General features: G+C 72.5%; 23 protein-coding genes and 1 pseudogene. 8 read left to right on the top strand and 16 right to left on the bottom strand.

The window, feature by feature from the left end:
• Positions 1-10: 10 nt before the first annotated feature.
• The 8 genes from ACLVWQ_RS23420 to ACLVWQ_RS23455 form a co-directional block, all read right to left on the bottom strand.
• Positions 11-862, bottom strand: a complete 852-nt coding sequence (locus ACLVWQ_RS23420) for a hypothetical protein (protein ID WP_414111100.1) — start codon at positions 860-862, stop codon at positions 11-13.
• Between the two features lie 177 nt (positions 863-1,039).
• Positions 1,040-2,026, bottom strand: a complete 987-nt coding sequence (locus tag ACLVWQ_RS23425; RefSeq protein ID WP_414111101.1) for an N-acetylmuramoyl-L-alanine amidase — start codon at positions 2,024-2,026, stop codon at positions 1,040-1,042.
• 45 nt (positions 2,027-2,071) lie between these two features.
• Positions 2,072-2,728, bottom strand: a complete 657-nt coding sequence (locus ACLVWQ_RS23430; RefSeq protein ID WP_414111102.1) for a class I SAM-dependent methyltransferase — start codon at positions 2,726-2,728, stop codon at positions 2,072-2,074.
• 626 nt (positions 2,729-3,354) lie between these two features.
• Positions 3,355-5,145 carry an MFS transporter gene (locus ACLVWQ_RS23435; RefSeq protein WP_414111103.1) on the bottom strand — a complete coding sequence of 597 codons (1,791 nt, stop codon included), beginning with the start codon at positions 5,143-5,145 and terminating at the stop codon, positions 3,355-3,357.
• A 166-nt stretch (positions 5,146-5,311) separates the two neighbouring features.
• Positions 5,312-5,944 carry a response regulator gene (locus ACLVWQ_RS23440; RefSeq protein ID WP_414111226.1) on the bottom strand — a complete coding sequence of 211 codons (633 nt, stop codon included), beginning with the start codon at positions 5,942-5,944 and terminating at the stop codon, positions 5,312-5,314.
• Positions 5,945-6,213: 269 nt separating this feature from the next.
• The gene (locus ACLVWQ_RS23445) at positions 6,214-7,533 is read right to left on the bottom strand and encodes a sensor histidine kinase (RefSeq protein WP_414111104.1); all 1,320 of its coding nucleotides are present in this window, start codon (positions 7,531-7,533) and stop codon (positions 6,214-6,216) included.
• Between the two features lie 14 nt (positions 7,534-7,547).
• Entirely contained in the window at positions 7,548-8,267 is a 720-nt protein-coding gene (locus ACLVWQ_RS23450) for an ABC transporter permease (RefSeq protein ID WP_414111105.1), read from the bottom strand.
• The gene (locus tag ACLVWQ_RS23455) at positions 8,267-9,217 is read right to left on the bottom strand and encodes an ABC transporter ATP-binding protein (RefSeq protein ID WP_414111227.1); all 951 of its coding nucleotides are present in this window, start codon (positions 9,215-9,217) and stop codon (positions 8,267-8,269) included. The genes ACLVWQ_RS23450 and ACLVWQ_RS23455 overlap by 1 nt, the downstream gene beginning before the upstream one ends.
• Before the next feature lie 382 nt (positions 9,218-9,599).
• Here ACLVWQ_RS23455 and ACLVWQ_RS23460 point away from each other — a divergent pair, with 382 nt between their 5' ends.
• From ACLVWQ_RS23460 to ACLVWQ_RS23470, 3 genes are all read left to right on the top strand, one after another.
• Positions 9,600-10,559: a MaoC/PaaZ C-terminal domain-containing protein gene (locus tag ACLVWQ_RS23460; RefSeq protein WP_414111106.1), complete on the top strand. Its 960-nt coding sequence runs from the start codon at positions 9,600-9,602 to the stop codon at positions 10,557-10,559.
• Between the two features lie 91 nt (positions 10,560-10,650).
• On the top strand, positions 10,651-11,727 hold the full coding sequence (locus ACLVWQ_RS23465) for a Zn-dependent alcohol dehydrogenase (protein WP_414111107.1): 1,077 nt from the start codon (positions 10,651-10,653) through the stop codon (positions 11,725-11,727).
• A gap of 40 nt (positions 11,728-11,767) precedes the next feature.
• A complete protein-coding gene (locus ACLVWQ_RS23470) occupies positions 11,768-12,751 on the top strand; it encodes a 3-oxoacyl-ACP reductase (RefSeq protein ID WP_414111108.1) in 984 nt (327 codons plus the stop codon).
• Between the two features lie 150 nt (positions 12,752-12,901).
• Here the strand turns inward: ACLVWQ_RS23470 and ACLVWQ_RS23475 are convergent, their stop codons facing one another.
• Together ACLVWQ_RS23475 and ACLVWQ_RS23480 are read right to left on the bottom strand one after the other, a co-directional pair.
• Positions 12,902-13,078 carry a hypothetical protein gene (locus tag ACLVWQ_RS23475; RefSeq protein WP_414111109.1) on the bottom strand — a complete coding sequence of 59 codons (177 nt, stop codon included), beginning with the start codon at positions 13,076-13,078 and terminating at the stop codon, positions 12,902-12,904.
• Positions 13,079-13,474: 396 nt separating this feature from the next.
• Positions 13,475-14,662: pseudogene (locus ACLVWQ_RS23480) on the bottom strand (hypothetical protein); the annotation flags it as partial.
• A gap of 253 nt (positions 14,663-14,915) precedes the next feature.
• Between ACLVWQ_RS23480 and ACLVWQ_RS23485 the strand changes: the two are divergent.
• The 3 genes from ACLVWQ_RS23485 to ACLVWQ_RS23495 all read left to right on the top strand — a co-directional run bounded on the left by ACLVWQ_RS23485 (position 14,916) and on the right by ACLVWQ_RS23495 (position 17,471).
• Positions 14,916-15,767: a Nif3-like dinuclear metal center hexameric protein gene (locus ACLVWQ_RS23485; RefSeq protein ID WP_414111110.1), complete on the top strand. Its 852-nt coding sequence runs from the start codon at positions 14,916-14,918 to the stop codon at positions 15,765-15,767.
• Positions 15,764-16,507 carry a zinc ribbon domain-containing protein gene (locus tag ACLVWQ_RS23490; protein ID WP_414111228.1) on the top strand — a complete coding sequence of 248 codons (744 nt, stop codon included), beginning with the start codon at positions 15,764-15,766 and terminating at the stop codon, positions 16,505-16,507. Before ACLVWQ_RS23485 ends, ACLVWQ_RS23490 begins: the two co-directional genes overlap by 4 nt.
• 280 nt (positions 16,508-16,787) lie before the next feature.
• Positions 16,788-17,471: a histidine phosphatase family protein gene (locus ACLVWQ_RS23495; protein WP_414111111.1), complete on the top strand. Its 684-nt coding sequence runs from the start codon at positions 16,788-16,790 to the stop codon at positions 17,469-17,471.
• A gap of 65 nt (positions 17,472-17,536) precedes the next feature.
• On the opposite strand, the gene eda is transcribed toward ACLVWQ_RS23495, so the two are convergent.
• The 4 genes from eda to ACLVWQ_RS23515 form a co-directional block, all read right to left on the bottom strand.
• Complete coding sequence (gene eda, locus ACLVWQ_RS23500; protein WP_414111112.1) at positions 17,537-18,190, bottom strand: bifunctional 4-hydroxy-2-oxoglutarate aldolase/2-dehydro-3-deoxy-phosphogluconate aldolase; 654 nt, start codon at positions 18,188-18,190, stop codon at positions 17,537-17,539.
• Between the two features lie 118 nt (positions 18,191-18,308).
• Entirely contained in the window at positions 18,309-19,121 is an 813-nt protein-coding gene (gene yaaA / locus ACLVWQ_RS23505) for a peroxide stress protein YaaA (RefSeq protein WP_414111113.1), read from the bottom strand.
• 48 nt (positions 19,122-19,169) lie between these two features.
• A complete protein-coding gene (locus ACLVWQ_RS23510; RefSeq protein ID WP_414111114.1) occupies positions 19,170-19,796 on the bottom strand; it encodes a hypothetical protein in 627 nt (208 codons plus the stop codon).
• The gene (locus ACLVWQ_RS23515) at positions 19,793-20,632 is read right to left on the bottom strand and encodes a MerR family transcriptional regulator (protein ID WP_414111115.1); all 840 of its coding nucleotides are present in this window, start codon (positions 20,630-20,632) and stop codon (positions 19,793-19,795) included. Before ACLVWQ_RS23515 ends, ACLVWQ_RS23510 begins: the two co-directional genes overlap by 4 nt.
• A gap of 104 nt (positions 20,633-20,736) precedes the next feature.
• Between ACLVWQ_RS23515 and ACLVWQ_RS23520 the strand changes: the two genes are divergently transcribed.
• Both ACLVWQ_RS23520 and ACLVWQ_RS23525 read left to right on the top strand, forming a co-directional pair.
• Positions 20,737-21,588, top strand: coding sequence for an AraC family transcriptional regulator (locus tag ACLVWQ_RS23520; protein WP_414111117.1), 852 nt, complete (start codon positions 20,737-20,739; stop codon positions 21,586-21,588).
• Positions 21,589-21,607: 19 nt separating this feature from the next.
• Positions 21,608-22,576 (top strand): DMT family transporter, encoded by a 969-nt coding sequence (locus ACLVWQ_RS23525; RefSeq protein ID WP_414111118.1) that lies wholly within the window; start codon positions 21,608-21,610, stop codon positions 22,574-22,576.
• Between the two features lie 59 nt (positions 22,577-22,635).
• On the opposite strand, the gene ACLVWQ_RS23530 is transcribed toward ACLVWQ_RS23525, so the two are convergent.
• Positions 22,636-24,855, bottom strand: a complete 2,220-nt coding sequence (locus ACLVWQ_RS23530; protein ID WP_414111119.1) for a xanthine dehydrogenase family protein molybdopterin-binding subunit — start codon at positions 24,853-24,855, stop codon at positions 22,636-22,638.
• On the bottom strand, positions 24,852-25,901 hold the full coding sequence (locus ACLVWQ_RS23535) for an FAD binding domain-containing protein (RefSeq protein WP_414111120.1): 1,050 nt from the start codon (positions 25,899-25,901) through the stop codon (positions 24,852-24,854). Before ACLVWQ_RS23535 ends, ACLVWQ_RS23530 begins: the two co-directional genes overlap by 4 nt.
• Position 25,902: the final 1 nt, after the last annotated feature.

The following is a 25,902-nucleotide window of genomic DNA, read 5'->3' on the forward strand; positions in this document are numbered from 1 at the left end:
CGGGGGCGGGTCAGCCCCGCTGGATCCCGGACGTGTCCTGAAGCACACCGCGGCGGCCGTCCTGCGTCTGCGCCACCAGGCTCGGGCCGCGCTGCTCGACGGCCAGGTACCAGGTGCCCGGCGCCAGTTCGGCGATCGGCGTCGGCGAACCGTCCTCCGAGAACAGCGGACGGGCCACCGGCACCGCGAACCAGAACGGCGAGAAGTCCCCGGCGGGCGGCTGCGCCTGCGGGGCCTGCGCCTGCTGGGGCTGGCCGGGCTGCGGCTGACCGGGCTGGGCGCCGAACGGCTGGCCCTGACCCGGCTGCGGCTGACCGCCGAAGGACGGGCCCGGCTGCTGGGCGCCGGGGTAGCCGTAACCGGCCTGCGGCTGAGCGCCGTAGGGCTGGGGGGCGGCGGGCTTGGGGGCGGGGACGAGCGCGCCCTTGAGGGCCGGGACGAGAGGGGTGGCGACCGCCGCACCGGCGAGGATCAGGGTGCCGATGAAACTGAGGATGAGGCCGATGCCCGCGCCGATGCCGCCGGCCCCGCCGTTGTTGTCGAAGCCGCCGGCCGGGTCGAAGATGTTCCCGAGCGCGCTCCAGGCGGCGAACACCGTGAAGGCGACACCGAACGGGGCGAGGTCGAGACCTGCGACCTTCGGCGCCTGCGGCAGGCCGTGGGCGACGATGATCAGTGCGGCACCGATGATGCCGGCCAGCGTGACGCTCAGGAGGACCGGGCCGCTGCCCCAGGCGTTCGGGATGTCGGCGCTGTCGGGGGCCCCGTCGATCGAGTAGATGTCGAGGAACGACGCGATCAACAGCAGAACCGCTGCTCCGATCACCACGCCGTCGCCTCGAGTGAGGGAGCGGATATTCACTTCAGGTCCTTCGTCAGTCGTCTCGTCGTCAGTAGAGGCGTCGCTGTCACCATGTCGCCTTCGGGCCGGGATGCCGCCGTCAGGGCGTGGTGCGAAGCGCAGGGGTGGCCCCATATCGTAGGGAAGACACTATCGTCCGCCCCGCACGGGTGTCCGCCCGGATGAACCCGTTGATCACTACCCGCGCAGGAAACTCACGATTCCCTCAGAGATTCCTTGCGCCGCCTTCTGTCGCCAAGTGCCGCTGGTCAGTTGCGCGGAGTCCTTGCTGTCGCGCATGTTGCCGCACTCGATGAACACCTTCGGAACCGTTGACAGATTGAGACCGCCGAGGTCTTCGCGTACGTCGATTCCGGTGCCGCCGCCGATGTAGTTGGAGGGCGGGCTTCCGGTGGTGCGCAGGAAGCCGCCCGCGACGCGCTCGCCCAGGGCGCGGGACGGCGCCACGATGGGGCGGGTGTCGGCGCCGCCGGAGTGCACCGGGCCCGGCAGGATCACATGGAAGCCGCGGTTGCCCGCCGCCGAACCGTCCGCGTGGATCGACACGGCGGCGTCCGCGTGGGCCTTGTTGCCGATCTCGGCCCGCTCGTCCACACACGGACCCCAGGGGCGGTCGCCGTCCTGGGTGAACTTCACGGTGGCGCCCTGCTTCTCGAGGATCGTGCGCATCCGCCGTGAGACGTCGAGGGTGAACTTGGCTTCCGCGTACCCGTCGTTGGTCGCGGTGCCGGTGGTGTCGCACTCCTTCCGGTTCGTCCCGATGTCCACCTTGCGGTTGATGTCGGTCGGGTGCTGGAAGTTGCCGGGGTTGTGACCGGGGTCGATGACGACGACCTTGCCTTTGAGCGGGCCGGAACCGGCGGGGGCCGTGGCGGCAGGGGGCAACGAGCCGGTGTCGTCACCGCCCCCCGGCGAGTCCTTGCCGTCGGCGGACGCGCCCGGCAGCTCGGACGCCTTCTCGGAGGCCGAGGCCGAGGCCGCAGCCGAGCCGGCGGCCGATGTGCGGGCGGCCGACCCGTCCCCGTCGGAGTCGCCCACCGCCTGCCACACCAGCCAGCCCGCCAGGGCTCCCGGCACCAGCGCGACGGCTGCGACGGTGAGGGGTCCGCGCAGGGGGCGGCGCGGGGGGCGTGGGGGTTCGAAGTCCGGGCCTACGTATGACACGGCTGCCACTTTACGGGTCGCGCCTGCCGGGTACGGGCCTGTCCCTCAGACGGCGGTGTCGGCGGCGGTGCGCCGCAGCACGCGCAGGGAGTCCGTCGCCGAGACCTCGGTGAAGGCGCCGGACTCCAGGGCTCGCAGATACACGCGGTACGGCGCCTGCCCGGTGAACTCGTCCACCGGGTCGGGGAACACGTCGTGGATGAGCAGCAGCCCGCCCTCGGCGACGTGGGGAGCCCAGCCCTCGTAGTCGCCGGTGGCGTGTTCGTCGGTGTGGCCGCCGTCGATGAAGACGAGGCCGAGCGGGGAGTTCCAGAACCCCGCGATCTGGGGGGAGCGGCCGACGACGGCGACCACGTGGTCTTCGAGGCCGGCCTTGTGGAGGGTGCGGCGGAAGGTCGGGAGGGTGTCCATGCGGCCGAGTTCCGGGTCGACGGTGGAGGGGTCGTGGTACTCCCAGCCGGGCTGCTGTTCCTCGCTGCCGCGGTGGTGGTCGACGGTGACGGCGGTGACGCCGGTGGTGCGGGCGGCGTCGGCGAGGAGGATCGTGGACCGTCCGCAGTACGTGCCGACCTCCAGCAGGGGGAGCCCCAGGCGGCCCGCCTCCACGGCGGCGGCGTGGAGGGCGAGCCCTTCCTTCACGGGCATGAAGCCCTTGGCCCCCTCGAACGCGTCGAGAACAGCGGGCTCGGGCACCGGGGGCATGAGCGTTCCTCCAGATCAGGTCACGGACACACATACGAACAGCCCCCATGCTGCCGCACCCGTGCGGTTCACCGCGGCCGGGAGGGCGTGGCGCCGGCGGCCCGGCTTCTGCTGCGGCCCCGGTGGGGGCGGGCCGCGCAGTTCCCCGCGCCCCTGGGGGGCGTGCCTCGTTTTTTTGGTGCGGGTCGGGTGGGGGCTGGTCGCGCAGTTCCTCGCGCCCCTGGGGGGTGTGCCTCGTTTTTTTGGTGCGGCCCCGGTGGGGGCTGGTCGCGCCGTTCCCCGCGCCCCTGACGGGCGCGCCCTTAAGGGGCGCGGGGAACTGCGCGCTCAGCCACGACGCACCTGCACCCGGGATCCGGCCGTCCGCGCCCTTAAGGGGCGCGGGGAACTGCGCGCTCAGCCACGACACCTGCACCCGGGATCCGGCCGTCCGCGCCCTTAAGGGGCGCGGGGAACTGCGCGCTCAGCCACGACGCACCTGCACTCGGGATCCGGCCGTCCGCGTCTTTAAGGGGCGCGGGGAACTGCGCGCTCAGCCATGACGCGCCCGCGCCCGGGACTCAGCCGAACCCGCCCCCCCCCCATGGGTCGCGGGGAACTGCCGCGACCTGACCCCCGCCGGGGGCCTACGCCAGTACCGCCGCGCTCGGAAGCGCAAGGTCCACCTCGACCGCCCGCACCCCACCGGGGTGACTCGCCCCGGAGGCCAGCGGCCCATGCCCCCCAGCCGTGACAGCCAGCACATACGCCCCCTCGGCCGGCACGGCCAGTGCGTACCCGCCGTCCTCCGAGGACAACGTCGCCCCCGCCTGCCGCCCCCGCCGGTCGATCAACGTGACCTTGGCCCGAGCGACCGGAACACCGTCGGCGGTCAGCACCCGGCCACGGAACCCGGCCCGGTGGTGGTCGTCCGCCAGCCCGGTGACCTGGTCCACCTGGAGCCCGAGCTCACGCTCGGACTCCAGCCCACCCTCGCTGGAAGCGACCAGATGCGGCTTCGCCGCGTTCACCGCCGCACGCCGCCCCGGCAGGAACGCCGCGAACACCAGCCCCACCAGCACCGCCCCCGTAGCGATCATGAAAGACACCCGGAAGCCGTGCATCGTGGGAACCGCGACCCCACCCACCTGGTTCGCCGTGTTCGCCAGGACCATGCCGATCACCGCGCTGGACACGGACGTACCGATCGAACGCATCAGGGTGTTGAGCCCGTTGGCCGCGCCGGTCTCCGACGCAGGGACGGCGCCGATGATCAGCGCGGGCAGCGAGGAGTACGCGAGACCGATACCCGCACCCAGGACCACCGCGATCACGATCGTCTGCCAGGCCGCACTCATCAGGCCGAGACCGGCCCCGTACCCGACCGCGATGATCGTCATGCCGATCATCAGCGTGACCTTGGGCCCGTACTTGGCGGACAGGCGGGCGTACACCGGCGCCGTGAACATCATCGTCAGGCCCAGCGGCGCCACGCACAGACCCGCCACGACCATGGACTGGCCGAGGCCGTATCCGGTCGACGCGGGCAGCTGGAGGAGCTGGGGCAGGACGAGGGAGACGGCGTAGAAGGCGACACCGACCATGATCGAGGTGAGGTTGGTGAAGAGCACCGCGGGCCGTGCCGTGGTGCGCAGGTCGACCAGCGGCGCCTTCAGACGCAGCTCCATCAGACCCCACAGCAGCAGCACGACCGCCGCCGCGCCGAACAGGCCGAGCGTCGTGCCGGACGTCCAGCCCCAGTCACTGCCCTTGGTGATCGGCAGGAGGAAGAGGACCAGTCCGGCGGAGAGCCCGAGCGCGCCCGCGATGTCGAAGGTGCCCACGGCACGCAGCGGGGACTCGGGTACGAAGATCAGGGTGAGCGCGATCGACAGGACCCCGAGGCCCGCCGAGGCGAAGAACAGCGCGTGCCAGTCGGCGTGCTGCGCGACCAGCGCGGCGACCGGCAGCGCGAGTCCGCCGCCGACGCCGATCGAGGAACTCATCAGGGCCATCGCGGAGCCGAGCTTCTCCAGCGGCAGCTTGTCGCGCATCAGCCCGATGCCGAGCGGAATGGCGCCCATCGCGAAGCCCTGCAGAGCGCGGCCGACGATCATCACGAGCAGTTCGCTGGTGAAGCCGGCGATGAGCGAGCCCACGACCATCACGGAGAGGCTGGCGATCAGCATCCGGCGCTTGCCGAAGAGGTCACCGAGGCGGCCCATGATCGGCGTGGACACCGCACCCGCGAGCAGGGTCGAGGTCATGACCCAGGTGGCGTTCCCGGGGGAGGTGCTCAGCAGTGCGGGCAGATCCTTGATGATCGGCACGAGCAGGGTCTGCATGACTGCGACAACGATGCCCGCGAAGGCCAGTACCGGGACGATTCCGCTGCCGTTCTGACTTCGGGTACGCGGGTTCGTCGTAGTCCGGGTCATACGTGTGGCCTCCAGAGGGGGAACAGAGTGGGTGCGGGTATGTGCAGGGTGAACCCCGTCTGCCCAGGCAACTATTCCGTTGCTTCGAACCGCTAACGAATTCTTGACCTTCTCATTACGCGCGCGGTCCGCCAGCCCCCTCATGAGGCCCTGCCCGAGGCCCCGTCTACAGCCAGCCTTGCTGGCGGGCCTCTCGCATCGCCTCCATGCGGTTGCGCGTGGCCGTCTTGCCGATCGCGGAGGAGAGGTAGTTGCGGACGGTCGACTCGGACAGGTGCAGCTTGGCGGCGATGTCGGCGACCGTCGCGCCGTCCACCGAGGCCTTCAGCACATCGCACTCACGGGCGGTGAGCGGACTGGGCCCGGCGCTCAGCGCGGCCGCGGCGAGCGCCGGATCGATGACGGTCTCCCCGGTCAGCACCTGGCGGATCGCCCGCGCCAGCTCCTCCACGGGTCCGTCCTTGACCAGGAACCCGGCGGCGCCCGCCTCCATGGCCCGCCGCAGATACCCGGGCCGGCCGAAGGTCGTGAGGATCAGCACCCGGCAGTCGGGCGTCTCGTCCCGCAGCAGCGCGGCGGCGTCCAGCCCGCTGATCCCGGGCAGTTCGATGTCCAGCAGCGCGACATCGGGCCGCGATTCCAGGGCCGCGCCGACGATCGCGTCCCCCGTGCCGACCTGCGCCACGACCTCGATGTCCTCCTCCAGCCCGAGGAGCAGCGCGAGAGCGCCCCGCATCATCCCCTGATCCTCGGCGAGCAGCACCCGGATGGACTTGGCAGGCCGATGATCCCGCGGCATCTCGTTCACCCCCCAACCCTAGGCCGCCCCAGCTCAGGTCTCGTGCTTCTGGCGGCGGAGGGGCGGCAGGGGCGCGGGGAACGGCGCAGTCTTTTGGTCTTTCGCCTTTCAGGGGCGCGGGGAACGGTGCAATCTTGTGCCTTTCGGGGGCGCGGGGAACGGCGCGGTCTTGTGGCTTTTAGGGGCGCGGGGAACTGCGCGCTCAGCCACAACGCCCCCGCACCCGCCCCCGCACCCGCCCCCGACACCTCACCCCACTCCCGGACACCTCACCCCACCGCCCCCACCGGCAACTCCGCCATCACCACGAACCCCCCACGCCCCCCAGGCCCCGCCTCCAAAGAACCCCCCGCCGCAGCGAGCCGCTCGGTCAGCCCCTTCAAACCGGTCCCACCGATACCCACGCCGCCGACCCCGCCCACGCCGCCGACCCCGCCTACGCCGTCGGCACCGCCCACACCGGCAGAGCCATCCGGCAGAACAGCGGCAGCCCCCCGCCCGTCGTCCGAGATCCGCGCCCTGACGCGTTCCGCGGACCCCACCACCGAGATCTCGCACCGCCCGGCCCCACTGTGGCGTACCGCGTTGGTGACCGCCTCGCGGACCACCCAGCCGAGCAGCGCCTCGCTCTGGGCGGACAGCGGCGGGCCCGACTGCCGCACCACGGGCTCGATGCCCGCCGCCAGCAGCGCCGAGCGCGCCCGGTCGAGATCCGTGGCCAGACTGCCCTCGCGGTACCCCGTGACCGCCTCGCGGATCTCGGTGAGGGCCTGCCGGCCGACCGACTCGATGTCGGAGACCTGGACGAGCGCCGCGTCCAGGTCCCGACGGGCGAGCCGCCGGACCGCCTCCGACTTCACGACGATGACGGAGAGCGTGTGCCCGAGCAGGTCGTGCAGGTCACGGGAGAAGCGCAGGCGTTCCTCCTCGACGGCCCGGCGCGCCAACTCCTCACGGGCGGCGCGCAGTTCACGTACGGCATCCGAAAGGGACAGGATCGCGGCGGTCACCATCGTGGACAGGAACGTGCCGTACGCGACGTTCACCGCACCCCAGCCGTCCCGCAGCCCGGCCACGACACCCGCGAGCGCGCTCAGCCCGACACCGGTCCCGCCGAGCCACCGCCCCCGCACGATCGCGCCCGCCGCCAGGCCGAGCAGCGGGAAGAAGAGGAGCCAGCTGCCCCCGTACAGGCCGCCGAGGAAGCACGTCACCAGGCCCAGCGCGATCAGGGCGCCCCGGGTGGAGCGGGCCTCGCGGGCCTGCTTGGTGAAGGCGCGGAACACCACGTGGATGTAGAGGGAGTTGAAGAGGAGGAGGCCGATGCCGCCGACCCACGGGTTCGGGGTCCTGCCCTGGAAGAGGTTGGAGAAGGCACCCATCCCCATCAGGAGCCAGGGCAGCAGCGCGAAGCCGTTCGGCGGCGGGGCCAACTGCTCCGGCAGCTTCCCCGCCCTGCGCCCGGCCCGCCGATCGGCCCCCTCGCCGGCCCGCTGGTCGGCGACGCACGCGGCGCGCTCGGCCCTCCGCCGGATCCACGCCTCCTGCCACCTGGACATCCGACGGCTGGCCCTTCGCAGCAAGGTCATCTCCCGGCCCCCGTTCAGACGGTCCGCGCGGACCTGCGGTACGAGACCACAGCGTACGAGCCGAAGGCCAGCAGCCAGCCGGTCAGCACCAGCACGGCTCCGAGCGCGGGCGCCCGCCCGTCGGCGACGGACGTACCGAGCTGCGCGAAGCGGTTGGTGGGGGAGTAGGAGGACAGGGAGCGCAGCCACCCGGGGAAGAGGCTCAGCGGGAACCACAGCCCGCCGACCACCGCCAGGGTGAGGTTGCAGACCATGTTCACCACGCCCGTGGCCTGCGCGGTCAGCCGGTAGCCGTTGCCGAGACCGAGCAGGGTGAAGGGGATCGAGCCGAGCCACAGCGCCAGCGCGATCACCGCCCACTTCCAGAGGTCGAGACGTACGCCGTTGACCAGGCCGCCGGCCGCGAGGACCGCCACGATCGCGGGCAGCACCGTCACCGCGCCGGTCAGCGCACGCCCGGCCACCACCTGGCGGGGGCTCATCGGGGTGATCCGCAGCTGGCGCAGCCAGCCGATGGTCCGGTCCTCGGCGACCCCGCCACCGGTGTTCAGGGCCGAGCCCATCGCTCCGTACGCGGCCATACCGATCATGGAAGCGGTCTTCCAGTCGCCGTCGGCGGCGCCACCGAGATTCGTGAAGAGCAGGTACATCACCACCGGCATCACGACACCGCCGATCATGAAACCGACGTCGCGCAGTGTCCGGCGCACTTCGAGCCGCAGATAGTCGAGCATCACACCGTCTCCAGGGAGGTCGAAGCGGACAGACCGGCGGCGGAGGCTGGTTCCGAACCGGAACCGGCGTCGGAACCGGCGTCGGAACCGGACGTCAGGGCCAGGAACGCGTCGTCCAGCGAGGCAGGTGCGACCTCCAGGCCGCGTATCGCGCCGAGCCCCGCGAGCGCGATCACCGTCGCGTCCGGGTCGTCGGACCGCAGCCGGGCCCGGTCCCCGCGCACCTCCAGGGAGACCACCCCGGGCAGCAGGGACAGCCCGTCCGTACCCGCGCCCGCCAGGTCGAAGGCGACGAGGCTGCCGCCCGCGGCCCGTCTGAGCTGCTCGCCGGTGCCGTCGGCGACGATCCGCCCGTGGTCCACGACGACGATCCGGTCGGCGTTGACGTCCGCCTCCTCCAGGTAGTGCGTGGAGAAGAGGACGGTGTGGCCGCGCCGCGCGTACGCCCGCATCGAGTCCCAGAAGGCGTACCGGGCCTCCACGTCCAGCGCGGCGGTCGGCTCGTCGAGCACGATCAGGGAGGGGTTGCCGACGAGGGCGACCGCGAACCGCACCCGCTGGGTCTGGCCCCCGGAGAGCCGGTCGACGCGCCGCCCCGCCAGCTCGGCGACGCCGGCGAGTTCCAGGGCCTCCCCGACGGGCATCGGCGCGGGGTAGGTGCCGGCCACGAACCGGACCAGCTCGCCCACCGTCACCCGGGGCACCGGCCGGACGTCCTGGAGCATGGCGCCCACCAGGCCGGCCCGTACGGCCTGTTCCGGGGCGGTGCCGAAGAGGCGTACGACGCCGTCGTCGGGCTGGTTCAGGCCCAGCAGGAGCGAGATCGCGGTGGACTTGCCCGCGCCGTTGCGGCCGAGCAGCGCGACCGTCTCGCCGCGGGAGATCTCCAGGTCGACCCCGTCCACGGCCCGTACCGCGCCGAAGGTCTTGACCGCCCCGGCGAACGACACGGCCGCCGCCGTCCCAGGTACCGCCGCCCCAGGTACCGCCTCTCCGGGTGCCGCTGTCCTGGCTGCCGCCTTCGTCCTCGTCCTCATCTTCGTCCCCGTTCTCGTCATGGGTGTGACGCTACGAAACGGGGGGTGGGTGCGGCAGATGCGCGATGTACGGACCCGGGCAGGACAAATGTCACGGTCGGGGCCCGTCGCGCTGCATCTGACATGGCGTCAGGAGTCTTCACATGTGCCCGGGGCTCGGCTATACAGGGGGTCGCCGGACTGGAACGCGTTCTAGAAGAGCTCTGCCGCGTTCCCCGGCCCAGAGTCGACCTCGGTGCGGCCGACGGTGCGGACGGCCGTGCCGGGGTCTTCCCGCCCGGCAGTCAGGAGCCCCATGCCCATCGACGTTGCCCAGGCACTCGCGGCCGAGCCCCGGTCCGCCCCGATCGCCTGGGATCACAAGGACGTCCTGCTCTACCACCTCGGCCTCGGCGCCGGCGCGAACCCCGACAAGGCGAGCCCCGCGACCGACCCCGACGAACTGCGCTACACCCTGGAGTCCAGGCTGCACGTCCTGCCGAGCTTCGCGACCGTCGCGGGCGCGGGCTCTCCCGGCGTGATCAGCGGCCTCTCCCTGCCGGGCATCGACGTCGACCTCGCCCAAGTCCTGCACGGCGGTCAGAGCGTCACGCTGCGCCGGACCATCCCGGTCGCGGGCGAGGCGGTCGCCACCGCCCGGATCGCCGCCGTGTACGACAAGGGCAAGGCCGCCGTCCTCGTCGTACGCACCGACGTCGCCGACGACGAGGGCCCGCTGTGGACCAACGACGCGCAGATCTTCGTACGCGGCGAAGGCGGCTTCGGCGGTGACCGCGGCCCCTCCACCCGCCCCGAACCGCCGACAGGGCCTCCGGACCGGACGGTCGAGCGCACGATCCGCGAGGACCAGGCGCTCCTCTACCGCCTCTCCGGCGACCGGAACCCGCTGCACGCAGACCCCGAGTTCGCCAAGCTCGCCGGTTTCGACCGCCCGATCCTGCATGGGCTGTGCACGTACGGGATGACGCTGAAGGCGGTCGTGGACACGGTGCTCGGCGGCGACGTGGGCCGGGTCCGCTCCTACGCCACGCGCTTCGCCGGGGTGGTGTACCCGGGCGAGACCCTGCGCATCCGCATGTGGCAGGACGGTGGCGGCAGTGGCGGCAGTGGCGGCAGTGGCGGTAGCGACGGAGGTGACGGCAGGGTCCGGGTGACGGTGGCTGCGGTCGACCGGGACGACGCGCCGGTCCTCACCGACACCGTCGTCGAACACACCGAGCACGCCGGACAGAGCGAGCGCGTCGAACACGCCTGAGCGAGTGCCGGTGGAGCTGGTGACCACTGAGTGTCGTACGTACGTTTCCGACGTTTCCGATGTTTCCGGCGTTTCCGAGGGGAGCCGCACCATGCGCGCAGCCGTACTGCACGAGATCGGACAGGACAAACTGGAGATAGTCGACGACGCCGAGGCGACGGGCTTCGGTCCCGGCCGGGTGCGGATCCGGGTGCGGGCCACCGGCCTGTGCCACTCGGACCTCTCGGCGATGGCCGGAGTCCTGCCGCAGCCCGCGCCGTTCATCCCCGGGCACGAGGGCGCCGGTGAGATCCTGGAGGTCGGCGAGGGCGTCACGAGCCTTGCGCCGGGCGACCGGGTCGTCGTCTGCTGGCTGCCCGCCTGCGGTGCCTGTCCCGCCTGCAAGCGCGGCCAGACCGAGCTGTGTCTGGCCGGGTTCATGAACGCCGGCACGCCCAACTTCAAGCGCCCCGGCGGCGATGTGTTCGGCTTCGCGGGCACCGGGACCTTCACCGAGGAGGTCGTCGTCGACGCGGGCTGCGCCGTGCCGATCCCGGACGACGTGCCCTTCGACATCGCCGCCCTCATCGGCTGCGGGGTCACCACGGGGCTCGGCGCCGCCCTCAACACCGCCGATGTGGAGGCCGGTTCGTCGGTCGCCGTCATCGGCTGCGGCGGCGTCGGCATCTCCGCGATCCAGGGCGCCCGGCTCAAGGGCGCCGCGGAGATCGTCGCCGTCGACCCCGTGCTCTCACGCCGCGAGGCCGCGCTGAGGTTCGGCGCCACCAAGGCCGTCTCGCCCGACGAACTCCCCGACGCCAAGCAGTCGGTGACCGCGGGCGAGGGCTTCGACTACGTCTTCGAGGTCGTCGGCCGCTCCGCCACCGCCCGCACGGCGTACGACAACACCCGGCGCGGCGGCACGCTCGTCGTCGTCGGCGCGGGCGCCATGGACGACTTCCTCCAGCTCAACATGTTCGAGCTGTTCTTCGACGAGAAGCGGATCCTGCCGTCCATGTACGGCGGAGGGGACGTGCTGCGGTCCTACGAGCGGACGATCGCGCTGTGGCGCGCCGGGCGCATCGACCTGGAGGGCCTGATCACCCACCGGGTGCCGCTGGGCGACATCAACGAGGCGCTCGACCAGATGCGTACGGGTGCGGCGCTGCGCACGTGCATCGAGATCTGATCCCTGGCTCACCCTGGTTCCCGCCCCTGAAAGGACCTTGATGTCACTGCCACTTGAGGGCCCGATGGAGGGTCCCGACGAGGGGCCGCTCGCAGGCCGGTCCGCCGTCGTCACGGGCGCGGGCCGCGGGCTCGGCCGGGCGGAGGCGCTGGAACTCGCCCGCCTCGGTGCCGCCGTCGTCGTCAACGACTTCGGGCAGTCCGGCCGGGACGGCTCCGGCGGTGCGTCGGCCGCGCCCGCCGAGGAGGTCGCCTCCGAGATCCGCGACGCCGGTGGCCGTGCGGTCGCGCACACCGGTGACGTGGCCGACCACGAACAGGCCCGGGAGCTCGTCGAGTTGGCGATCTCGGAGTACGGGCAGCTGGATGTGCTCGTCAACAACGCGGGCATCCTGCGCGACCGGATGGTCTTCTCGATGTCCGAGGACGAGTGGGACTCCGTGATCCGGGTCCATCTCAAGGGCCACTTCAACACCACCCACTTCGCGTCCGCGCACTGGCGGGCCCGGTCCAAGGCGGCGGACCGGCCGGTGTACGGGCGGATCGTGAACACCTCCTCGGAGGCGTTCCTCGCGGGCTCCGCGGGGCAGCCCAACTACGCGGCCGCGAAGGGCGGGATCGTCGGTCTGACGACCTCGACGGCGCTGGCGCTCGCGAAGTACGGCGTCACGGCGAACGTGATCTGCCCGCGCGCCCGGACCCGTATGACGGCGGACGTCTTCGCGGGTCTCGGCGGGGCGGACGGCGGAGGCGACGGACTCGACCCGCTGGCTCCCGAGCATGTCGCGCCGCTGGTCGGCTACTTGGCGTCCCCGGCGGCCGCGCGCGTCAACGGGCAGCTCCTCGTCGTGCACGGCGGAATGGTCGCGGTCGTCGAACGGCCGCGGGTGGCCGCGAAGTTCGACACCAAGCAGGACGCCTTCACATACGGCGAACTGGACGCGCTGCTCACGCCCCACTACGCGGACCGGCCGGTGGGGGAGACGTTCGCGGCGGCGGAGGTGCTGGGCCTCACCCACGAGTGACGGGTACGAGTGACAGGTACGAGTGACAGGTACGAGTGACAGGTACGAGTGACAAGAGGGTCCCCCATGCGGAACGGCCCCGCCCGACGAGTGTCGGACGGGGCCGTGTCGTGCCCGTTGTGCGTGTCGGGCGACAGGTCCTCGGTGTGGTCAGGCTCCTGTGTCGTGCTGTTCGGCCGGCCTGCGGTGCCGTCCGTGGGGGGTCGCCCCGTCCTCCTGTACGGAGACGGGCCCCCGGTGCCGGCCCTGAGCACCGTCGTCGTCGGCTTGCGCCGACATCCCCCACGGATCGGTGTTCGTCGTCTCCATGCTGTTTGTGTCGCTCATGTGGAATTCACCCCGTCAACAAGATCCTTCGGTACAGCGCCGAAGATTCTAACGGCCGGTTGTGACCGCCTCGGGGGGTGGTTGGGGTTACTCGGTGGTCACTTTGAGGGGGGTGAGCGGGGGCATGATTCCGGCGGTGATCCGCAGCGTCCGCAGCGCCGCAGGGGCCTCGGCGCTGACCTGCTCGACACACAGGGGCTGCAACGGCTCGGTGCCGGGGCCGGTGCCAGGGCCGGTGCCAGGGCCGGGAGGGGGGACGGCATCCCCTCCCGGAGCCCCGCTCCCCACCGCGCCTCCCGCCACCGCCACCGCCTGCGCCAGGCGTCGTCCCGCGAAGGCGTTCGCGACCACCCGCGCGGTCAGCGGTACGGTCGGAGGCGCCGCCGGCGATGCCGTCAGCGGTGCCTGCTGGAGCGGTACCGGGCGGGCCGCCGCGGGTTCCGGTTGGCCCGGGTCCGACGACCCACGCGGCGTTTCCCCGGGTCCCTCGGCCTGGCGGTCCGGATCTCCCGGGCCCGGACCGCCAGGACCGGCCCCCGTCCCCGTCCCCGCCCCCGGTCCCGTGGGTGCCTCCATCCAGGACACGCCGCACGGCACCGCCCCCGTCGCGTACGGCAGTTGCAGCACCCCGTCCCTGGTCCACCGGCCGGAGCCGGTCAGCCACCCCTCGGGCGGAAGGAGCTGATGGAGGCGGCGCTCCGCCGGGCGCCACACGCCGAGCCAGCTGCCCGAGGCACCGTCGATCCGCATCGCGACCGCGCAGCTCTCCGGGGTCAGCACCTGGCCCGGCTGGATCGCGAACGGCGTGACCGTACAGCCGTCCACGCGGAGATGGTCGGGGAACCTGACCGGGAGCGTGCTCCCCAGCACCCCCCAGCCGAGCCGCTCCCGCCCGGGGGAGGGCGCGTCCGAGCGGATCAGGAGCAGCCCGCTGTCGGCGTCCGCGAGCAGCAGCCGGTCGTCGCTGTCGTCGGTGATCTGCAGCAACGGAGACGTCTCGCCCCCGCGCCCCAGGTCGACCACCACCGTCTTGGTCCGGCCCCGCACCTCCCGGTCCAGCGCGAGCAGCCGGTCCTCGCCGCCCAGCCACACCCCGCCCGAGCAGCGGCCCGGCACCTCCGCGAGATGCTCGGGCCCGAAGGCGCCGCCCGCCACCAGCCACACGGCGGTCGATCGCGGGCCCACGGCAAGGGCGTACGCCCGTGTGCCGTCGGGAGTGGGGGGCAGCAGCCGCATCCCGGTGCCGGGCTCGGGGCATTCCACCGCGCCGAGCTGTACCTCGCCGGTCCCCGGGCCCGTCGGGTACAGCAGCGAGAACGCGTGCCGCCCGTCGGTGAGCCGGTGGATGAGCACCCGCCCGTCCGCCATCGGCAGCACCTCCGTGCCGGGCTCCTCGGGCTGGTTGCCCGGCAGTGGCACGGCATAGGGCTCGGGGCCGTCCAGTGTCCAGCGCTCCGGGAACCAGGACTCGCCGCTGCGGGTAAGTCGGGCCGCGTAGGACCCGTCGACGGTGATCACGCATCCTGCTCGCGTGGTCCGGTCGTTCTCGGACGCCGTCGCGGACTCGATCGCACAGGCCGCCATCGTTCGGTCACCTCCGGCGACGAAACTAGTTTTCGCACGCACAGGCGTGGGACCTGCAAGCAGCCCCTTCACACATAAGAGTGGCCAAGTTCCGATTCGCCTGTGGGAACGGAGACGGATGTGCTCGACGGGGTTCGGACGGCCGTGATCCACCCGCCCGCCGGCCCGCGGGCTCCGGGGCCGGGCGGTCACGGCCGGTCGAGTGAACCCGCGACCGGTGGGGTAGGGACACAAGGCAGGTAGCCTTTTGTTCGTGCCCCGTCTGTCTGAAGCAATCGCCGCGCTCGACGCCCTCTGGCCCCCGGGGAGCGCGGAGGCATGGGACGCGGTCGGGACGGTCTGCGGAGACCCCGACCAGCAGGTGTCCCGTGTCCTGTTCGCCGTCGACCCGGTCCAGGAGATCGTGGACGAGGCGGTGAAGCTGGGCGCGGACCTGCTGGTCACCCACCACCCGCTCTATCTGCGCGGTACGACGACGGTGGCGGCCTCGACCTTCAAGGGCCGGGTCGTGCACACCCTCATCAAGAACGACATCGCGCTGCACGTCGCCCACACGAACGCGGACCGCGCCGACCCGGGGGTGAGCGACGCCCTCGCGGGCGCGCTGGACCTGCGGGTCGTACGCCCCCTGGTGCCGGACCCCGCGGACCCCGAGGGCCGCCGGGGCCTGGGCCGCGTCTGCGAACTGGACCGGCCCGTCACCGTCCGTGAGTTCGCCGCGCGGGCGGCCGAGCGGCTGCCCGCCACCGCGCAGGGCATCCGCGTCGCGGGCGACCCGGAGGCGCTGGTGCGGACCGTCGCGGTCAGCGGCGGCTCCGGCGACAGCCTGTTCGCCGACGTACGGGCCGCGGGTGTGGACGCCTTCCTCACCGCGGACCTGCGCCACCACCCGGCGTCGGAGTTCATGGCGGCCGACGCCTCCCCCAGTCCTCTCGCGCTGCTCGACGCGGCGCACTGGGCCACCGAGTGGCCCTGGTGCGAGCTGGCCGCAGCCCAGCTCGACGAGATCTCCGACCGTCACGGCTGGGACCTGCGGGTCCATGTCTCGAAGACGGTCACCGACCCGTGGAACTCCCACTCCCCTTCACCTGGAGCCCCCAACTGAACGCCGCGCCCGCCGACCAGATCCGACTTCTCGACGTCCAGTCCTTCGACGCCCGCCTGCAGCAGATCGCCCACCGGCGGAGGTCGCTGCCGGAGCACGACGAGATCGAGTCGCTGACCAAGGACCTCACGCAGCTGCGCGACCTGCTCGTCGCCGCGCAGACCGAGGAGAGCGACACCTCCCGCGAGCAGACCAAGGCGGAGCAGGACGTCGACCAGGTGCGCCAGCGCGCCTCGCGCGACCAGCAGCGCCTGGACTCCGGTGCCGTCACGTCCCCCAAGGACCTGGAGAACCTCCAGCGCGAGATCGCCTCGCTGGCCAAGCGGCAGGGTGATCTGGAGGACGTCGTCCTGGAGATCATGGAGCGCCGTGAGTCCGCGCAGGAGCGGGTCGCCGAGCTGACCGGGCGGGTCTCGTCCGTCCAGTCGAAGATCGACGACGCGACGGCCCGCCGGGACACCGCCTTCGAGACCTTCGACGCCGAGGCCGCGACGCTGACCAAGGAGCGCGAGGTCGTCGCGGGCTCGGTCCCCGCCGACCTCATCAAGCTCTACGAGAAGCTCCGCGAGCAGCAGGGCGGCGTCGGTGCGGCCCGCCTCTACCAGCGCCGCTGCGAGGGCTGCCGCCTGGAGCTCAACATCACCGAGGTGAACGAGGTGAAGGCGGCGTCCCCCGACACGGTCCTGCGCTGCGAGAACTGCCGCCGCATCCTGATCCGCACCTCCGAGTCCGGCCTGTAGGCCCCACGAGGCGGCGGCCGGCATGACGGAGCCCCAGAGTTCCGCCCCGCCTCCGGTGGGGGCGCCCCGCAGGGGGCGCGGCGAACTGCGCGCTCAGCCACATCGGCCGTCCAGCCGGGCGACGGCCGGTGGTGCCCCGCAGGGGCGCGGGGAACTGCGCGCTCAGCCACATGGGGCGTTCAGTCGGGCGACGGCTGATGGTGCCCCGGAGGGGCGCGGGGAACTGCGCGACCAGCCCCCACCGGCGCTCAGCCGGACGACCGCGCTCGGCCCCCGCCCCGTGACCGAGCCGCCGCCGGACCTGGGCACCCCCACCACCCTCGTACTCCTCCGCCACGGCGAAACCCCCCTCACCCCACAGAAGCGGTTCTCCGGAAGCGGCGGCAGCGACCCGGCGCTGTCGGAGGCGGGCCACCGCCAGGCCGAGCGCGTCGCGAGCGCACTCGCAAACGCACACGCACACGCGAACGCGCACGGCCCCGGTCCCGTACCTCCCATCGAGGCCATCGCGTCGTCCCCCCTCACCCGCTGCCGCGAAACCGCCGAGCACGTGGCCGCCCGGCTGGGGCTGGACATCCAGATCGAGGACGGCCTGCGCGAGACGGACTTCGGCGCCTGGGAAGGCCTGACCTTCGCCGAGGTACGGGAACACCACCCCGACGACATGAACGCCTGGCTGGCTTCACCCGACGCCGAACCGACCGGCGGCGGCGAGAGTTTCGAAGCGGTCGCCGACCGTGTGGCGACGGCCCGCGACCACCTGCTCGCGGCCCACAGAGGCCACACCGTGCTCGTCGTCTCGCACGTCACACCGATCAAGACCCTGGTACGGCTGGCCCTCGGCGCCCCACCGGAAGCGCTGTTCCGCATGGAACTGTCGGCGGCCTCGCTCTCGGTGGTGGAGTACTACGCGGACGGCAACGCGACGCTACGCCTCCTCAACGACACATGGGCGCTGCGCTAGTTCGCCAGTTCCCCAGTTCCCCGGTTCCCCGCGCTCCTGACGGGGCGGGCGCGCGGGCGACCAGGTCACAGGGCGCCGCCCAGTGCCGCGGCCTCCCGGGCCAGCCTCTCCACCCGCGCCCAGTCACCCGCGGCGATCGCGTCCGCCGGGAGCATCCAACTCCCGCCCACGCACAGCACATTGGGCAGCGCCAGGTACTCCGGCGCGACAGTGGGACCGATACCGCCGGTCGGGCAGAAACGGGCCTGCGGAAGCGGCCCGGCCAGTGCCTTGAGGTACGCCGTGCCGCCGGCCGCCTGAGCCGGGAAGAACTTCATGTCGTGCACCCCGCGCTCCAGCAGCGCCACGACCTCCGACGTGGTCGACACCCCCGGCAGGAACGGCACCCCGGACGCCTTCATCGCGTCGAGCAGTACGTCCGTCCAGCCGGGGCTGACGAGGAAACGGGCCCCGGCGGCCACGCAGTCCGCCACCTGGGCCGGCGAGATGACCGTGCCGGCCCCGACCACCGCACCCGGCACCTCGTCCGCGATGGCCCGGATCGCGTCGAGCGCCACGGGCGTCCGCAGGGTCACCTCGATGGCGGGCAGCCCGCCCGCGACGAGCGCCCGCGCCAGCGGAACGGCGTCCGAGACGTCCTCGACGACCACCACGGGCACGACGGGCGCGAGTTCGAGCACGGACGAGGACAGCGCTGATGAGGACGGAGGGGAAGCCATGCGCTCATCCTGCACGCAGCGTGCATCGTGCGCAAAGGCCGTTGCGCAGGATGCAACGAAATGCCCTAGGGGTAGGGCCGAGCAGGGTAGGGCTGGGCGAGACCGGGCTGGGCAGGACTCAGTGGACCTCGTCCACCAGTACGTCCAGCAGCCACCCCTTGTCGTCGGCCCCGGCCCCGGCCTTGGCCCCGGCTTTGGCCGCAGGCGCCGCCACCTCCACGACGTACCCCATGTCCCGCAACGCCTCCACCAGCTCCGCGGGCCCCGAGGGCGCCGCCCCGGACTCCATCAGGCTCCGCACGATCCGCCCCTTGGTCGCCTTGTTGAAGTGGCTGACCACCTTCCGGGTCGGCGCGTGCAGCACCCGTACGCTCGCCGTCCGCTCCGCGACCTCGCCCTTCGGCCGCCACGCGGCCGCGTACGCCGAGGACCGCAGGTCCAGCACGAGCCCGCTCCCGGCCGCCTCCGGCAGCGCGGCGGCCATCGGCGCCCGCCAGTACGAGCCCAGCACCCCGAGGCCGGGCAGCTTCACACCCATCGAGCAGCGGTACGAGGGAATCCGGTCCGTCACCCGGACCGCTCCCCAGAGCCCCGAGAAGACGAGCAGCGACCGCGCAGCGCGCCGCTTGCCCGCGGTGTCGAGCGTGGCCAGGCCGAGGGCGTCGTACAGGACGCCGGTGTAGATCTCCCCGGCGGGCCGGGCCCCCGCGGTCCGCAGCTCCGTGTTCTTGGCGACCTCGCCCCGCAGGCCCTCGCTCAGCCCGAGCACCTCGCGCGCCTTCTCCTCGTCGGCCACGCACAGCTCGACCAGCTCGTCGAGAACCGCCTGCCGAGCCTCGGCGAGCCCCGGCAGTGACAGCGACTCCGTCTTCAGCGGCGCGCCCCGCCCGGAGGGAGCCTTTCCTTCGGACGGCGGCAACAACACGAGCACGGCGGTTCTCCCTGGGGCTTTCGGTACGTACGAGAAGCACCCGCCAGCCTACGGGGTCCCGCCCGCCCCACCTGGTACTGCTCCCTCCCGCCGCTCCTGTGCGAGGTCATGTACGAGGTCGCGTACGGCGCGGGCCAGCACGTCGGACTCGTCGGCGTGGAAGCGGATCAGCCGTACGTCCTGGGGGCGCCCGAGGAAGGTGAAGTGCCGTACCGGGGTGGACAGTTCGAGGGTGACCGTGGTCTGCGAGCCCACCGCCAGGTCGAGCCGGCCCGCGGCCCGCTCGTGCGTGGTGACCAGCTCGCGCCGTACGGAGGCGATCGCGGAGAGCGGGACGCGCAGGTCGACGTGGGCGGCCCGGCGGATGCGCAGGGCCGTGTCGTCGAGGACGTGCGGGCGGGTCACGGACGCCGCGTGCATGCCGACGACGAGCAGCAGGGTGTACACGTCCAGGGCGAGCACGACCCGGTGCACCGCGGGATGGTTCCGCAGGAGCACCGCCATGCAGGCGCTCTCCAGGGCGCACACGAACCCGAATCCGAGCATCACCGCGCCCTGCCCCCGCGCGTACCCGAAGGCCCGCCCCTCCCTCGTCCCCGGCCGCCGGGCGGCCCAGCGGCCGATGCTCACCAGCAGCCGCACCTCGTGGGCGAGGATCCGCCGCAGGGCCCTCATCGCGTGCGCTCCGCGAGCAGCCGGATCGTCCGCAGGACCGCCGCGGACTGCGCGGGCGGGAAGTCGTCGAGCAGGGCGTCCAGGAAACCGCCGTTGCCGTCCGACTCGGATCGGTTCGACTCGGATCGGTTCGACCCGGATCGGTTCGTCCTTGCTCCGTCCAGGTCGAACCGGTCCAGGTCGAGCCGGTCCAGACCCAGGCCCGCCAGGGCCTCGTCCGGCAGGCAGTCGGCGAGGGCGTGGGCGGCTTCCTCGACGCGTGGATCGGCCGGGTCGGCGTCGGCGAGCGCGTCGAGCAGCGCGTACGCCGCGTGCGTCCGTTCCAGGACGCCCGGCGTGTCGGCGGTGGCGCGCAGCGCCGACAGCAGGTGCTCGCGGTCCTCCGGGGTCGCGACCGCTTCGAGGAGAGCGATCATCTCGCGGTCCTTCGCGGCCATCGCCGGTTCGGGGTGACGGGTCAACTCACTGAAGATGGCGGCGAGTTCGGGGGAGACAGGTCCTTCGGCGGGCATGCCGTCCCCGTCGAGCAGGGCGCGCAGCCGCAGCCTCCTCGCCCGGATCGCCGCTTCCTGCCTGGCCAGGTCGTCGTCCAGTTCGGCGAGGACCTCGGTGAGATCGCGCCCGGCGTCGTCGGCGAGGACGTCCCGGACCTCGGTGAGGCCGAGCCCCAGCTCGGTCAGCCGCCTGATCCGGGCGAGCGCGACGACGTGCCGCAGCCCGTAGTCGCGGTAGCCGTTGGGGCGCCGCTCCGGTTCGGGAAGCAGCCCGAGGTGGTGGTAGTGCCGTACGGTCCGCGTCGTGACGCCGACGGTGACGGCGAGTTCTCCGATCCGCATGCCCTCAGTAGAAACGTTGACGCTACGTCGGGGTCAAGCCGGATGTGCTGTGGCGGGGCATGGAATCGCCGCCTGTGGCGTTGCCGTCCCCAGGGGGTGCGGCCATGGGGGCAGCGGGTGGGCGTGAACGGACGACCGGGCGCGAGCAGGCGGTCTGGACGAGGACGACCCTCGGCAGCTCCGGCCGGCCGCTCGACCTCCTGACGGCCCGGTTCGACCAGCACCGGTACGCGCCCCACGCGCACGACGAGTTCACCATCGGCGTCTGCGTCGGCGGCTCCGAGGTCATCGACTACCGCGGCGGCCGGATCCGTACGGGCCCCGGCTCGATCGTCGTCCTGGGCCCCGGCGAGGTGCACACGGGCGGCCCGGCCGCGACCGACGGCTACGCCTACCGCGCCCTGTACGCCGAGGTGCCCCTGCTCACCGAGGGCACCCTGGGCGTCCCGAACTTCCGCGAACCCCTCCTCGACGACCCCGAACTGGCCGCGGCCCTGCGCCGTACGCACACCGAACTCAGCGTCTGCCCCGACCCGTTGGAGACCGAGTCACGCGTGCCGTGGCTGCTGACCGCCCTCGCCCGCCGCCACTCCTCGGCCCGCCACGTGTGCGACACGGTCCCGGGCGCAGGCCGCGTGGCCGAGGCGGTACGCGACCGCCTCGCCGACGAACTCCTCGCCCCGCCGTCCCTCGCCGCCCTGGCCGCGGACCTGGGCCTGTCCCGCTACCAACTGCTGCGCGCCTTCCGTACGAGCATGGGGATGCCCCCGTACGCCTGGCTCGCCCAGTACCGGGTGAACCGCGCCCGGTGCCTGCTGGAGTCGGGCCACCGCCCCGCCGAGGCCGCCGCGCTGGTGGGCTTCGCCGACCAGGCGCACCTGACGCGCTGGTTCCGGCGGGTGCTCGGGGTGACCCCGGCGGTGTACCGCAACAGCGTTCAAGACTCCCGGCGTTGACCCGGCCGAGACTGGGCGCATGACTGCACGCGGCTGGTTCCTCTTCTCCATCATGGGAGTGCTCTGGGGCATTCCCTATCTGATGATCAAAGTGGCGGTGGACGGCGGGATGTCCGCGTCCATGGTGGTGTTCGCCCGATGTGCGCTGGGCGCGGCGCTGCTCCTGCCCTTCGCCCTGCGCCAGGGAAACCTGGCCGGAGTCGTACGAACGCACTGGCGTCCCATGCTGGCCTTCGCGTGCATCGAGATCATCGGCCCCTGGTGGACCCTGACCGACGCGGAGCGCCACCTCTCCAGCTCCACGGCGGGCCTGCTCATCGCGGGCGTACCGATCGTCGGTGTCGTCCTGGCCCGCTTCTTCGGCGAGACGGAACGCCTGGGTGCCCGCCGCGCGGCCGGCCTCGGGCTCGGCCTGGGAGGCGTGGCGGTGCTCACGATCCCGCACCTGACCGGCGGCGACGCGCGCTCGCTGGCGGAGATGCTGGTGACGGTGGTCGGCTACGCGACGGCCCCGCTCATCCTGACCCGCTACCTCAAGCAGGTCCCGACCCTCCAGCTGATAGCCCCCTGCCTGCTCCTCGCCGCACTCGTGTACGCCCCGGCCGCGGCGCTGAGCCGCCCGTCGGAGCTGCCGTCCTCCTCGGTCCTGGCCGCCCTGGCGGGTCTCGGCGTGATCTGCACGGCGCTGGCCTTCGTCGTCTTCCTGGAACTGATCAGGGAGGCGGGGCCCACCAGGGCGGTGGTCTTCACGTACGTCAACCCGGCGGTCGCGGTGACGGCGGGAGTGCTGTTCCTGGACGAGAAACTGACCGCGGGCGTGGCGGCGGCCTTCACCCTGATCCTGGCGGGCTCGTTCCTGGCGACGGCGACAGCGACGACGAAGGCGAAGGCGACGACCGCCACGACCACTGCCGCGTCACCAGACCCGGACCGGAACCCGGACCCGGACCCGGACTCGGATCCTCAAAGCATGACCAGGACGACGTGATCAGGGGCATGGGCATGGGCAGGGGCAGGGGCCAGGGTCAGGACTGGCTCGGGGCGCGGTCAGAGCATCAGCTGGTCGATCGTGATCGGCAGGGTGCGTAGGCGTCGGCCCGTCGCGTGGAACACGGCGTTCGCGACCGCCGCGGCCATACCCGCCAGTCCCACCTCGCCCACCCCCTTCGCGCCGACCGCGGTCGCCCGGTCGGGGCCGCCGACGAAGTGCACCTCGATGTCCGGGACATCGGCGTTCACCGGCAGGAGGTAGTCGCCGAAGGTCGCGTTGGCGATGCGGCCGGTGCCCGCGTCGGTCGCCGTGTCCTCGAACAGGGCCTGGCCGATGCCGCCCACGGTGGCGCCGACGATCTGGGCGGTGGCGGTCCGCTCGTTGAGGATGCGGCCGCCGTCGACCACCGAGACCACCCGGGCGACCCGCAGCCTGCCCAGCTCCGGGTCGATGCGCACCTCGACGAACTTGGCGCCGAAGGCACCGGCGATCGCCATGCCCAGGTCGTCCGCCCGAGGCGGCGTGCTCCTGCCGTCGGCGCTGAGTTCCTCCAGGCCGTGCCGGGTCAGGATGTCCTGGTAACTCTCGCCCCGGCGCGGGTCGTCACGCAGGTGGATACGTCCGTCGGTGACCGTGACCTCGGCCGGGGACACCCCGCGCAGCGGAGACCTGGCGTCGTCGCGCACGGTGTCGAGGAACTCTCCCAGCAGGCGGTCGCAGGAGGCGTGCACGGCGTTGCTGAGGGCACCCGTGAGCCCGGACCCGCCGGCCGGCGGCGAGTAGGGCATGTCGGAGTCGCCCAGGTCGAACCGTACGCGGGAGATGTCGAGCCCCAGCAGCTCCGCCGCCAGCTGAGCCATGATCGTGTACGTGCCGGTACCGATGTCGGTGGCCGCGCTGCGTACGTACGCCGAGCCGTCCCGGTGCACCGACGCCCTTGCCTGGCAAGGCAGTTGGAAGAACGGGTACGCGACGCCCGACAGCCCGTAGCCGACGAGCAGCCGGCCGTCGCGCATCGAGCCGGTCTCCGGGGTGCGCCGGGACCAGCCGAACCGCTCGGCGCCCAGCTCGTAGCACTCCCGCAGCGCCTTGCTCGACCAGGGAAGCCCGAGGATCGGGTGGACGTCCGCGTGGTTGCGCAGCCGGAACTCCAGCGGGTCCATGCCGATCGTGTGGGCCACCTCGTCGATCGTCGACTCCAGCGCGAAGTTGCCCTCCGACTCGGCCGGCGCGCGCATGAACCCGGGGGAGGGGATGTTCAGCCTGGCCTGCCGGTCACGGGTCAGCACATGGGGGCAGGCGTAGGCGGCGGCGGACGAGGTGGCGATCGGCGCGAAGTGGTCGTCCTCCATCGCCACCGACGCCGTGCTGTAGTGCTCGAAGGCGACGAGGTCACCGGCGCGGCTGGTGCCGACCCTGAGGCGCTGCACCGTGTTGGGCCGGTGGCCGACGGAGGTGAACATCTCCGGCCGGGTCAGGACCAGCTTGACCGGACGCTTCACCTCACGGGCGGCCAGCACGGTGAGGACCACATGCGGCCACACCCGCAGACCGGCGCCGAACGCGCCCCCGACGAAGGGCGCGAGGACCCTGATGCCGCTCTCGGGGATCTGGAAGATCGTGGCGAGCGAGGTCCGTACGTTGTTCGGCCACTGCGTCGAGTCGTGCACGGTGAGCGCGTCGCCGTGCCACGACGCGATCGTGGTCATTAGCCCGAGCGGGTTGTTGGTGTTGTCGGGGGTGGTGTACGTGCTCTCGACGACGACGTCCGCCTGCTCGAACCCGGCGTCGACGTCCCCCTTACGGGTGTCCATGCCCCAGGGATCGACGACGATCTCCGCCCGGGGGTCGTCGATGTCCAGCAGCGCCTTGCCCGCTTCGTACGCGACCTCGACCAGGCTCGCCGCATGGCGGGCCTGTTCCGGGGTCCGGGCCACCACGACGCCGATGTGCTGGCCGTAGTGCAGGACGCGGTCGTCCTGGAGCGGCACCGGCGGCGAGGTGCCCAGCTGTGTCACCGGGCCGCGTCGCAGCTCCGGGGCGGTCAGGTGGGTGATGACGGTCAGCACACCGGGTGCCCGCGCGGCCCGGGACGTGTCGATGCTCCGGATGCGGCCCGCGGCGACGGTGCTCCTGACCGGGGCGGCGTGCGCCATACCGGGCAGGGAGTAGTCGTTGGGGTAGTCGGCCTTTCCCGTCACCTTCAGCGGCGCGTCCATGCGTTCGAGACCCGCACCCACGATTCCGCCGGTTCCGAGTGGTGTCACGTCTGTCATGGCCGCACTCCCTCGGTCGTCGGTCCCTCGGTCGTCGGTCCTGTGGACGTCGCTCCTGTGGTGGTCGTTCCTGTCACCGTTTCGAGGGCGCGCACGAGCGTGCGCTTCGCCAGTTCCACCTTGAACGCCGTGCCGGGCAGCGGCCTGGCGGCCCGGAGCGCCGCGTCGGCGGCGGCCCGGAAGGTGTCCCGCCGCGGCGGGGCGCCACGCAGGGCGACCTCCGCCTCCCCGGCGCGCCACGGAACGGTGCCGACCCCGCCCAGCGCCACCCGGGCCTCCTGGATGGTGCCGCCCTCGACGAGCAGGGCGACACCGGCCGAGGTCAGGGCGAACTCGTACGAGGCGCGGTCCCTGACCTTGATGTAGTGCGACCGGGTGCCCTCCGCAGGGAAGGGGATCTCGACGGCGGTGATCAGTTCACCGTGCCGCAGGACGTTCTCGATCTGCGGGGTGTCGCCCGGTGTCCGGTAGAACCGCGTCAGGGGAATCGCGCGGGCGCCGTCGTCGCCCTGGACGTGGACGATCGCGTCGAGCGCCGTCAGCGGCACGGCGAGGTCCGAGGGGTGCAGGGCGATGCAGTGATCGCTCGTACCGAGAACGGCGTGCATACGGTGGACGCCCGCGACGGCGGCGCAGCCCGAGCCCGGCTCACGCTTGTTGCAGGCCGCCACGGTGGGGTCGCGGAAGTAGCGGCACCGGGTGCGCTGGAGCAGGTTGCCGCCGATGGTGGCCATGTTGCGCAACTGCGTGGAGGCACCCAGCAGCAGCGCCTCGCGCACGAACGGCAGGCGCCGGCGCAGTACGGGGTCGGCGGCGAGCTCCTCCATCGTCGTCAGCGCGCCGACGTGGACGGCCGAGTCGGTGTGCGTGATGCCCCGTAGGGGGAGCCGGGTGATGTCGACGAGCAGCCCGGGTGTCAGGACCCCGTCCTTCATCAGGTCCAGCTGCGTGGTGCCGCCGGCCAGGAACGACGCCCGTGGATCCCCGGTCACCGTGGCCACGGCACCGTCGGTGTCGAGGGGCTGGGCGTAGTCGAAGGGATGCATG

It is taken from the genome of Streptomyces sp. CWNU-52B (assembly GCF_047444975.1).
In the GTDB taxonomy this organism is placed as follows: Bacteria; Actinomycetota; Actinomycetes; order Streptomycetales; family Streptomycetaceae; genus Streptomyces.

Excerpts from the sequence above, each read along its gene's own strand:
- ACLVWQ_RS23430 (WP_414111102.1), bottom strand. The coding sequence starts at position 2,728 with ATGCCCCCGGTGCCCGAGCCCGCTGTTCTCGACGCGTTCGAGGGGGCC.
- ACLVWQ_RS23435 (WP_414111103.1), bottom strand. The coding sequence starts at position 5,145 with ATGACCCGGACTACGACGAACCCGCGTACCCGAAGTCAGAACGGCAGC.
- ACLVWQ_RS23440 (WP_414111226.1), bottom strand. The coding sequence starts at position 5,944 with ATGCCGCGGGATCATCGGCCTGCCAAGTCCATCCGGGTGCTGCTCGCC.
- ACLVWQ_RS23445 (WP_414111104.1), bottom strand. The coding sequence starts at position 7,533 with ATGACCTTGCTGCGAAGGGCCAGCCGTCGGATGTCCAGGTGGCAGGAG.
- ACLVWQ_RS23450 (WP_414111105.1), bottom strand. The coding sequence starts at position 8,267 with ATGCTCGACTATCTGCGGCTCGAAGTGCGCCGGACACTGCGCGACGTC.
- ACLVWQ_RS23460 (WP_414111106.1), top strand. The coding sequence starts at position 9,600 with ATGCCCATCGACGTTGCCCAGGCACTCGCGGCCGAGCCCCGGTCCGCC.
- ACLVWQ_RS23465 (WP_414111107.1), top strand. The coding sequence starts at position 10,651 with ATGCGCGCAGCCGTACTGCACGAGATCGGACAGGACAAACTGGAGATA.
- ACLVWQ_RS23470 (WP_414111108.1), top strand. The coding sequence starts at position 11,768 with ATGTCACTGCCACTTGAGGGCCCGATGGAGGGTCCCGACGAGGGGCCG.
- ACLVWQ_RS23475 (WP_414111109.1), bottom strand. The coding sequence starts at position 13,078 with ATGAGCGACACAAACAGCATGGAGACGACGAACACCGATCCGTGGGGG.
- eda (WP_414111112.1), bottom strand. The coding sequence starts at position 18,190 with ATGGCTTCCCCTCCGTCCTCATCAGCGCTGTCCTCGTCCGTGCTCGAA.
- ACLVWQ_RS23510 (WP_414111114.1), bottom strand. The coding sequence starts at position 19,796 with ATGAGGGCCCTGCGGCGGATCCTCGCCCACGAGGTGCGGCTGCTGGTG.
- ACLVWQ_RS23515 (WP_414111115.1), bottom strand. The coding sequence starts at position 20,632 with ATGCGGATCGGAGAACTCGCCGTCACCGTCGGCGTCACGACGCGGACC.
- ACLVWQ_RS23520 (WP_414111117.1), top strand. The coding sequence starts at position 20,737 with ATGGGGGCAGCGGGTGGGCGTGAACGGACGACCGGGCGCGAGCAGGCG.
- ACLVWQ_RS23525 (WP_414111118.1), top strand. The coding sequence starts at position 21,608 with ATGACTGCACGCGGCTGGTTCCTCTTCTCCATCATGGGAGTGCTCTGG.
- ACLVWQ_RS23530 (WP_414111119.1), bottom strand. The coding sequence starts at position 24,855 with ATGACAGACGTGACACCACTCGGAACCGGCGGAATCGTGGGTGCGGGT.
- ACLVWQ_RS23535 (WP_414111120.1), bottom strand. The coding sequence starts at position 25,901 with ATGCATCCCTTCGACTACGCCCAGCCCCTCGACACCGACGGTGCCGTG.